The sequence below is a fragment of the Ruminococcus callidus ATCC 27760 genome (genome assembly GCF_000468015.1).
In the GTDB taxonomy this organism is placed as follows: Bacteria; Bacillota; Clostridia; order Oscillospirales; family Ruminococcaceae; genus Ruminococcus_C; species Ruminococcus_C callidus.
This window is the reverse complement of the sequence record NZ_KI260503.1, coordinates 1-1997: the sequence shown is the minus strand read 5'-3', so window position 1 is coordinate 1997 and position 1997 is coordinate 1. Positions and strand designations below refer to the sequence as shown.

The 1997-nt window shown below is 56.0% G+C and carries 3 protein-coding genes; 2 read left to right on the top strand and 1 reads right to left on the bottom strand.

Features of this window, described 5'->3' with window-relative positions; translation table 11 throughout:
• Positions 1-92 precede the first annotated feature (92 nt).
• Positions 93-440 carry a type II toxin-antitoxin system PemK/MazF family toxin gene (locus RUMCAL_RS13880; protein WP_021683661.1) on the top strand — a complete coding sequence of 116 codons (348 nt, stop codon included), beginning with the start codon at positions 93-95 and terminating at the stop codon, positions 438-440.
• Between the two features lie 70 nt (positions 441-510).
• On the opposite strand, the gene rpsT is transcribed toward RUMCAL_RS13880, so the two are convergent.
• Positions 511-771, bottom strand: coding sequence for a 30S ribosomal protein S20 (rpsT, locus tag RUMCAL_RS13875; RefSeq protein ID WP_021683660.1), 261 nt, complete (start codon positions 769-771; stop codon positions 511-513).
• Positions 772-1059: 288 nt separating this feature from the next.
• Between rpsT and gpr the strand changes: the two genes are divergently transcribed.
• Positions 1060-1914 (top strand): GPR endopeptidase, encoded by an 855-nt coding sequence (gpr, locus tag RUMCAL_RS13870; RefSeq protein WP_021683658.1) that lies wholly within the window; start codon positions 1060-1062, stop codon positions 1912-1914.
• Positions 1915-1997 lie beyond the last annotated feature (83 nt).

Here is a 1997-nt window from a genome sequence, read left to right as displayed (position 1 = left end):
GTCGCCAGACGCTCTTTGTGCGGTGTTGCCCTAAGGCAATACTGCACAAGACCTGTGCGGCATTGCCTTGACAGATAAAGGAGGGATTCCCCATGCTGGTCAAGCGTGGCGAAATTTATTATGCAGACCTGAGCCCCGTTGTCGGCTCTGAACAGGGCGGTGTCCGACCGGTACTTATTGTGCAAAACGATGTCGGAAACCGGCACAGCCCCACCGTGATTGCGGCGGCGATCACCAGCCGGCGGGAAAAAGCCAAGCTGCCCACCCACATCGACGTGCAGGCAGCCACCTGCGGACTGACCAAGGACAGCGTGGTGCTGTTGGAGCAGATCCGCACACTGGACAAACGGCGGCTGAAAGACCGCATGGGCGAGCTGGACGAACCGTCCATGACACGGGTAGACCACGCCCTGCAAGTCAGTTTCGGACTGCCGCTTTAAAGTACAAAAAGAGCGTACACCCACATCGGGCATACGCTCTTTCTCTTTGCAAAATGGAATTCGCTTTCGCTTACTTTGCAGCGTTCAGCTTCTTTGCCAGCTGGGACTTCTTACGAGCAGCTGCATTCTTGTGCATCAGACCCTTTGCACAAGCCTGATCGACACGCTTGATGGCAACGCGTACAGCAGTTTCCTTGTCAGCAGCATTTGCTGCACAAGCTGCGTCAGCCTTCTTGATCATGGTCTTCAGGTTAGACTTGCGAGCCTTATTGGCAGCAGTCTTGGTTGCACTTACTTTTACACGCTTCTTAGCAGAACGAATATTCGGCATAGTTCAGATCTCCTTTTTTACAATCAAAAATAATGGGTAGAATTCCCTCGAATCACCGGATTCTGTACGTCATACACTAATGACAGCATTGACACGGTACTGTCATTTCGTGGGGAAACTTCCCCGCAATTGGAACGACCAAATGCTGGCATTCTTATCAGAACGCCGTGACTAAACTCTATTATAACACAGCCCGTCCGAAAATGCAATAGGTATTTTCAAGGAACGCCACAATTTTTTCGCGTGAAAAGCCAGCAATTTGCACAAAAACACAGGAGGTTATGCCACATGGAGCCAATTCGCACCGACCTAGCCGTCGAACGCACCGCCGCCGCCCCCAGTCTGCCGGGGGTCACACAGGAAACCCGTGGGAACGCCTTTTCCGTCACAGAGATCCGCATCAAGAATGATGTCTGCGGTGCCCCTATCGGAAAGCCTGCCGGACGATATGTCACACTGGAAGCCCCTGCCATTTCCCGCAGCAGTGCCAACTATCAGGAAATGGCAGAGGAGCTCGCCGCGGAACTGGGAAAATTTCTGCCGCAGGAGGGCTGTGTTTTTCTGGCAGGGCTGGGAAACCGTGCCATTACGCCAGACGCTCTGGGTCCCCGCGTCGCTTCGAAAGTGCTGGCAACGCGGCACCTCCGCACCGCCCTCACTGCGGAGGAACTCACCTATCTACCGGAACTGCGGCCAGTCTGTGTGCTTGCCGGCGGTGTGCTGGGGCAGACCGGCATGGAGTCGGCAGAACTGATCGAAGCGGTCTGCAAACAGATCCGGCCGGCGGCAGTGGTGGCGGTAGATGCTCTGGCGTGTGCGGAACTCTCCCGACTGGGCACGACAATTCAGATGAGTGACAGCGGCATTTCCCCCGGCAGCGGCGTGGCAAATCACCGTGCGGAACTCTCCCGCCGGACGCTGGGGGTGCCGGTGATCGCACTGGGGATTCCCACTGTGGTAGACCTCCACACCGCCGTACAGGGCATCTACGGCAAAAGCGTTCCCAAGGATCGCCCCAACATGATGGTCACGCCACGGGACATCGACCGGCTGATCGACCACGCCGGCGATCTGCTGGCGTGTGCCCTCAACATGGCACTCCATGACGGCATGACCTTTGCACAGGCGGAGGGACTGGGGTGAACCCTATGGAAACGCTGAATAAATTGCAGTGATAAACGCTTGACAAACGAATTTCATGATAGCCTCCCCTGAAAGGGGAGGGG